Raw genomic sequence first — 6,733 nt, 5'->3', positions numbered from 1 at the left:
TTCCCCTGAAATGAAGAAAAGTGCATCGAAATATGGCAGAATCTCCCACAGGGTGGGTGCAAAGTTTCAAAGAACAATTTGAAAATCAGGGCTGACGGCAAGAACGCCTTCAGTGAAGACTCTTTTTCAACATCCTGCTAGAGTTATAAGGGGGTTATGTGAGGGGCGTGTTAGCGTTGCAACATGATTTGGTTCAGGAGGGGAGGCAGGCCAGGAGGGGCGGAGCGAGTTTTTTCAGGCGGTTTTTTCCCGGGATCGGGGAGGGGTTGCTTGATCAAGAAAGTACTGAGCCCAGCATTCCCAGGCTATGGTGTCCAGGGTGCAGTCGCTGGGGCAGGGGTACTGTTCGACCACATGGGGGCATAGTCCGCTTCTGGCCGTGCAGATATGTTTGGCCGCTTTTTCCAGGGCGGTACTCAAGGTGGGTTTGTCATGTTGTCTTGGTGTTTTCATGGTGTTTCTCCTTGTAAAGCAGGATGGTGAAGGTTGTGCCCTTGCCGACCTCGCTTGTGACACCCACCTCGCCTCCATGCGCCTGGACAATGTGTTTGACGATGGCCAGCCCCAGGCCGGTGCCGCCGACCTTGCGGTTGCGGGCCGCATCGCTGCGGTAGAAGCGTTCGAACAACCGCGGCAGATGCTGGGCTGCGACCCCGGTGCCGAAATCCTGCACTTCGATGGCGATGGTATCTTCGTCCCGCTGATCGGCCCGGATTATTACCCTCCCGCCTTCGTCGCTGTATTTGATGGCGTTGACGATGAGGTTGGTGATTGCCTGTTCGAGCAGAGGTCCGTTGAGGTCGGCGGTGAGATCATCGTCCGCGGCCAGTTCGAGGCTGATCTTTTTCTCGGCTGCCTTGAGCCCGCAGGTCTCGATGGCCCTCCGCAGAGGGGTAATGATCTTTTCTTCCGTCAGCACCAGTTCGGTGTGCTCCTGCTCCTGTTCCAGCCGGGAAAGGGCGAGAAGATCCTCGATGATGGCGTGCAGCCGTTTGGACTGCTTGGCGATGATCTCCACAAACCGCCGGGCATCCTCGGGGCTTTCCAAGGCGCCATCCAGCAGGGTTTCGGTAAAGCCTTCGATGGAGGTGATCGGGGTTTTCAGCTCGTGGGAAACATTGGCCACGAAATCTCGGCGCATGTTTTCCAAGCGCCGGAGGTTGGTGACATCGTTGATGACGACGATCGCGCCGCTGGTCATCTCCGAGGCGTCCTGGAGCCGGGTGCCGTGGGCGTAGAAATATTTTTCCTGCCCGTCTGGGCCGGTGAGGTCGATTTCGCCTTCGATGGGTTTGGCCGAGGCAAGGGTCTGGCTGATAAAGCGTTGCAGGGCCAGGTTGCGCACCGTCACCAGGGCGCTTTTCCCCCGGATCTTTTCCGGGGCGATGTTGAGCAGCCGGGCTCCGGCCTGGTTGATATCGAGGATGCGCTCCTCGGTGTCCACGGTGATCACCCCTTCGACCATGCTGGAAAAGACCGCCTGCAACTGGCTGTGCTGCCGGGCGATGGTTTTGATCCTGGTGTCGAGCTGATCGGCCATGGCATTCATGGCCCGGGCCAGGCTCGCCACCTCTTCGGCTCCTTCCTCCCGCAGCTTAGCGGTGAAAGCGCCGCCAGCAAAACGTTCCGCGCCCAGCCGCATCTCTTCCAGCGGCCTGCTGATGCGTTGGGCGATGAACCAGGCGACCAGTGCCACCACCAGGGCGACAATCAGGCAACCCCAGATAATCTTTAAAAAGATTTCCCTCAGCGCGCTGTCGATGAAGGTCACCGGGATCGCGGTTCGTAGCACGCCCCTGGCCTTGCCGTTCTGCACCAGGGGAATCGCCACGTACATCATGTTTTCCTGCAGGGTATGGCTGAAGCGCAGCGAGGGGGCGGGGCGGCCGGCAAGGGCGGCGATGATCTCCGGCCGTCCGGCGTGGTTTTCCATGCGGCCGGGATTTTCGTCGGAGTCGGCCAAAACCTCGCCGTTGGTGGCAATAACGGTCAGCCGGGTTCCGGAGCGCTTTCCGGCGCTGGCGCAGAAGGTTTGCAATGCAGCCGGGTCCTTTGCGGCCAGCAGGGAGAGAACGTGCTCTTGGGTCAGGTGGGCCCGCGCTTCAAGACCGGCGCCGGTCTGGGCCAGTTGAAAGGCGCGGAGGGAGTATGCCCCGTATCCGGCCGCGGCCAGCAGGGCGATGATGGTGATGAGGAGCTGGCTTGGATACAACTGCCAGATAAGGCGTTTATGATGCATGGCAATTCCTGTTGCGGTTGGGGTTGATTGGGCCAACAGCAACAGGATAGCATGGGATTGTTAGAATGTGGTCAGGTTATTATTAGATCCTGCCCCTGGCAAAAATATTTCAGCAAGGGCCCCTGTTCGAAGGAAGCTACGCTCATTCAGGGAAAGGCTTCTTCTTCCCGCGTCTGGGAACGCCGGCGGACGGCGGTCTGGATGCGGATGCCGGTTTGCCCGGGGATGCGGGCCTTGTCGAGGCATACGGTTTGACCGAGGCATATGGTTTGGCCGAAGTATGCGGCTTGCTCGAGCCATAGGGCTTGCCCGAAGAGGAGGGCTTGTATGACGGCTTGGCGCCCTTGTTGCCGCGTCCGGGGTAGCCGCCGCCGGCAGGTTTCGCAGGGCGGCCCTTGGGGGTGTCAAGGGTCTTTACCTCGACGTCTCGCCCATTGACCTTGAGGCCTTGGAACACTTCGATGATTTTCTGGGCGAAACGGCTGTCCGCTTCGAGCATGGCGGTGTTGTCCAGGATCTCGATGCGCCCGATCTTAATGGAGGCGGAACCGCTGGCATCGTTGATCTGGCCGATGAGCCGGGCCGGATAGAGGCCGTCTTTTTGGCCGATATTGAGATAAAACCGGCTGAAATGCACGCGTTCGCCGCGGTCACGGTCGTCCTGGCGGCCGAATCTGCCCTCCGGGCGTTCCGGTCTGGCAAATCTGCTCTCCGGGCGGTTGTAGCCCTCATCCTGGCCGCGGCCCTTGTCCGAAACATTGATGTCCGGGGCATTCTGGTAATGAGCCAGGATGTCGGCAAACTCCTGGGAGACAAAACGCAGGATCAGTTCGTCGCGGTCGAGATCGGCCAACGCCTCGGTGATGGCCTCCATGAAGGGGGCGAGCCGGGCATGGTTTACCTCGACGTTCTTGATGGTCTCGATTTTGTGGAGAAGCTGCTTTTTGCAGACCTCGTGTCCCGAGGGAACCTTGCCCAGCTCGAACTGCCGTTTCATCTTGCTCTCGATCTCCTTGATGCGGAACCGTTCGCGCATGTGGATGATGGAGATGGAGATGCCGGTCTTGCCCGCCCGGCCGGTGCGGCCGCTGCGGTGGGTGTAGTTGGCGGAGTCATCGGGCAGGTTGTAGTTGATTACATGGGTCAGGTCGGTGACGTCCAGGCCGCGGGCCGCCACATCGGTGGCCACCAGCAACTGCACCGACTTGCTGCGGAAACGCTGCATCACGTAATCGCGCTGGCTCTGGGAGAGTTCGCCGTGCAGGGGGTCGGCGTTGTAGCCGTCCTTGCCGAGCTTGTCCGCGACATCGTTGACCTCCTGGCGGGTACGGCAGAAGATGATGGCGTACATGTCCGGGTTCATGTCCACCAACCGGCGCAGGGCCAGGTAGCGGTCCTTGGCGTGGACCATGTAGTAGACGTGGCGGATGTTTTCCGAACCGGCATTGCGGGTGCCCACCGTGATCTCCAGCGGGTTTTTCATGTACTTTCTGGAGATGGAGGCCACGCTTTGCGGCATGGTGGCGGAAAACAACAGGGTGTGTTTGTCCGCCGGGGTCTGGGCGAGGATGGCGTTGAGCTCGTCCTGGAACCCCATCTGCAGCATTTCGTCGGCTTCGTCCAGCACCACCGAGCGGACAGCGGAAAGATCGATCTCCTGGCGGCGCATCAGATCGTGCAATCGGCCCGGGGTGGCCACGATGATCGGCGCGCCCTGGCGCAGGGAGCGGATCTGGTTGTCGATGCTGGCCCCGCCGTAGATGGCGCAGACCCGGATGGCCGGAAGATTCTTGGCAAAACTGTTGAGGTCGCGGGCCACCTGCATGCAGAGTTCCCGGGTCGGGCAGAGCACCAGGGCCTGAGTCTTGCGGCTATCCGGCGAGCAGAGCTGCACCAGGGGGATGCCGAAGGCCGCGGTCTTGCCGGTGCCGGTCTGGGCCAGGCCGACGATATCCACCGGTTTATCAAGGAGGATCGGGATGATCTGTTCCTGAACCGGGGTTGGCGCGGTGAAGCCTAGGGCTTCAAGGGCGGAGATGATGTCGGGATGGATGCCAAGGTCAGCAAAGGTGGTCATGATGGTGTTCCTTATTGAAGGGCGTGTGGGTGAAGGGTTGCTGTGCAGGAAAAAAGAGATCCTTGCGGCCCAACGACCCATAAGCCGTTATGCAAATAATGTTGTCGTCTGGGTAGGTAAAACGGCATAAGGAGCCGTAAAGGAACGTTCAGGATTGCACAAGTTATTGAATAACGAACGGCTCCTAAACAAAAAAACCGCACGCCCTCGGCAGAGGCTTTGTGCGGTGCGCTTTTGTTCGTATAGCGATTACAGGCAGAGGCAACACAATGAATTGCGATATGTACCATGGTTCGTTGAGGAAAGCAAGCGGAATGTCTGATTGTTGCCTGAATACGCCATGGTGGCGCGAAAAATAGGCGCGGCCTTGCCGAATTTTAGAGCGTGTCCGTAAATAATTTTTTCAGGGATCGCGCCGGATTGTGAGGCGGATTTGGGCGGGACGATTGAGAAGCGGCCCAAAACGGCCAAAAGCCGGAGGCGAGCACCAAAGATTTATTTACGGACAAGCTCTTCGCCGTCGTTTGTTCTTCCGCCGCCCATGGCCTGGTACAGGGCAACGCTATCGGCAAGGCGCCGCGCCTGCGCTTCGATCAGGCTGATTCGAGTCTGCTGCGCCTGCTGCTGCGCCGTAAGCAGTTGGATATACCCGGCCGCGCCCAGCGAATACTGGCGCTGCATGGAGGCAAGAGATTCCTGCGCCGCGGCATCGGCGGCAGCCAAGGCGGCCAGCCTCTGCGCGTCGTTGTCCAGCGCCCGCAGCACGTCGGCAACATTGCGCAGGGCTTCGAGCACGACATTCCGGTAATTCGCCGCCGCCGCATCGAATGCGGCAAGGGCCGCACGTTTTTCCGCCGGCAATCCGGGGTTGAACAAGGGTTGGGTGAGTTGCGCCACCAGGCTCCAGACCGCGGAACCGCTCCCGAACAAGGCGCCGGCGGTCAAGGCTTGCGAGCCAAGCGTGGCGCTGAGATTGAGCTGTGGATACAGCTTGGCGATCGCCACGCCGTATTCGGCGTTTGCCGAGTGCAGCAGGGCCTCGGCAGCCTGAATGTCCGGGCGATTGCGCACCAGTTCGGAGGGTACGGTAAGCGGCAGATCGGCTGGCAGGGTGAACTCCTGCAAGGAAAAGCATGGCAAGCCTCCCGCGCCCGGTTCCCGGCCGGCGAGTACGGCCAAAAGATGGTCGTTCTGCTGGAGCTGGTTGCGCAGCAGCGGAATCCCGGCGCGAGTCTGTTCCACCAGGGTTTGCAAGGCGAGCACATCGTCGGGAGCGGCATGGCCGAGGCGCACCCGTTCCCGGGTCAGGCCCAGTTGTTCTTCCTGGGAATGGAGGATGGCTTCCGTGGCCTGAATCTGCCCGGCCAGCCTCGCTTGGGTGACGGTCGCGGTGGCGATGTTGCCCGTCAAGGTCAGCCGTGCGCCTTCCAGTTGGTAGCGCTGGTAATCGATGTTGGCGGCCAGAGCCTCGAGGGAGCGGCGGGTGGCGCCGGCTAAATCGAGCGTGTAGCGAGCGCCGACGCCGGCATTGTAGAGGGAGAATTCCCGGGGGTCGCCAACCTGGCCCAAGGAGCTGGGGGTGGTTCGCTGCCGCTGGGCGCCGAGGGTGGCGTCAACCTGCGGATACAGGGTCGATCCGGCCTGTGCGGCGTACAGCTCCTGCGCCTGGCGCAACACGGCTTGAGACTTGGCCAAGGTGGGGCTGGCTTGCAAGGCTTCGTCGATCAGCGCATTCAGTTTGGCTGAGCCGAGTTCCTGCCACCATTGCGGGTTGACCCAGCCGCCCGCGACGAAATGCTGAGCTTCTCCCAACGGTGTGGGGACGGGGGATGTTTGCGCGGGTAAGGGGGTGGCGGTGTAGGTTGGTGTGTCCGGCGTCGCGGGGCGCTTGAAAGCGGGACCCACCGCGCATCCCGTCAGCAGGCCGAGCAGGATGAAGGTGAAGGGGATACAGCCACTGATCCGTTTAGCGCTGCTCATAAAAATGCTCCTGGAACGATTTGCGAAAACTCTTATGGCAGGCAAGGCAACTATTTTGCAACGTTGCAAACGCAAGGATAGCCGCCGTCCCGTCCTGGCGCGCAGCAGCGCGTTTCATTTCCTGTCCAGCTTGGTGGATTTTTTCGTCATAGCCCTTGAATTTTCCGGCATCGGAGCCGATAAAATTCAAGATGCGCATCTTTTCAGCCAGCGGAGGTTGGGGGTGGCCGGCTATCCGCAGACCATTTTTTGCCACCAGGGGCCAATCTTCGCGGGAAATGCCATCGGCAACGGCCTGCATATCCACGGCCAGGTCTTGCATGATCTTATGCAGGGCGAGCGGGTTGGCTTCGACAGTGTTGTTGGCCCAGGTTGCCGAGCGTGCAGGCGCCAGGAACATGCCGATCATTCCAGCGGCAACGATTGCCTTGGCGGTA

Annotated in this window: 5 protein-coding genes; all 5 read right to left on the bottom strand. The window is 60.5% G+C overall.

Annotation, left to right across the window (positions count from 1 at the left end; all coding sequences use genetic code 11):
* Positions 1–234: 234 nt before the first annotated feature.
* On the bottom strand, positions 235–453 hold the full coding sequence (locus MWR57_RS01460; protein ID WP_423123009.1) for a hypothetical protein: 219 nt from the start codon (positions 451–453) through the stop codon (positions 235–237).
* Positions 431–2,239, bottom strand: a complete 1,809-nt coding sequence (locus MWR57_RS01455) for a sensor histidine kinase (protein WP_423123008.1) — start codon at positions 2,237–2,239, stop codon at positions 431–433. Before MWR57_RS01455 ends, MWR57_RS01460 begins: the two co-directional genes overlap by 23 nt.
* Before the next feature lie 142 nt (positions 2,240–2,381).
* Positions 2,382–4,316: a DEAD/DEAH box helicase gene (locus MWR57_RS01450; protein ID WP_423123007.1), complete on the bottom strand. Its 1,935-nt coding sequence runs from the start codon at positions 4,314–4,316 to the stop codon at positions 2,382–2,384.
* Positions 4,317–4,811: 495 nt separating this feature from the next.
* Positions 4,812–6,296, bottom strand: a complete 1,485-nt coding sequence (locus MWR57_RS01445; RefSeq protein WP_423123006.1) for an efflux transporter outer membrane subunit — start codon at positions 6,294–6,296, stop codon at positions 4,812–4,814.
* On the bottom strand, positions 6,283–6,705 hold the full coding sequence (locus tag MWR57_RS01440) for a cytochrome c (RefSeq protein WP_423123005.1): 423 nt from the start codon (positions 6,703–6,705) through the stop codon (positions 6,283–6,285). The genes MWR57_RS01445 and MWR57_RS01440 overlap by 14 nt, the downstream gene beginning before the upstream one ends.
* Positions 6,706–6,733 lie beyond the last annotated feature (28 nt).

It is taken from the genome of Hydrosulfovibrio ferrireducens (genome assembly GCF_046883345.1).
GTDB lineage: Bacteria > Desulfobacterota > Desulfobulbia > Desulfobulbales > Desulfurivibrionaceae > Thiovibrio > Thiovibrio ferrireducens.
This window is presented reverse-complemented; position numbering and strand designations above follow the sequence as displayed.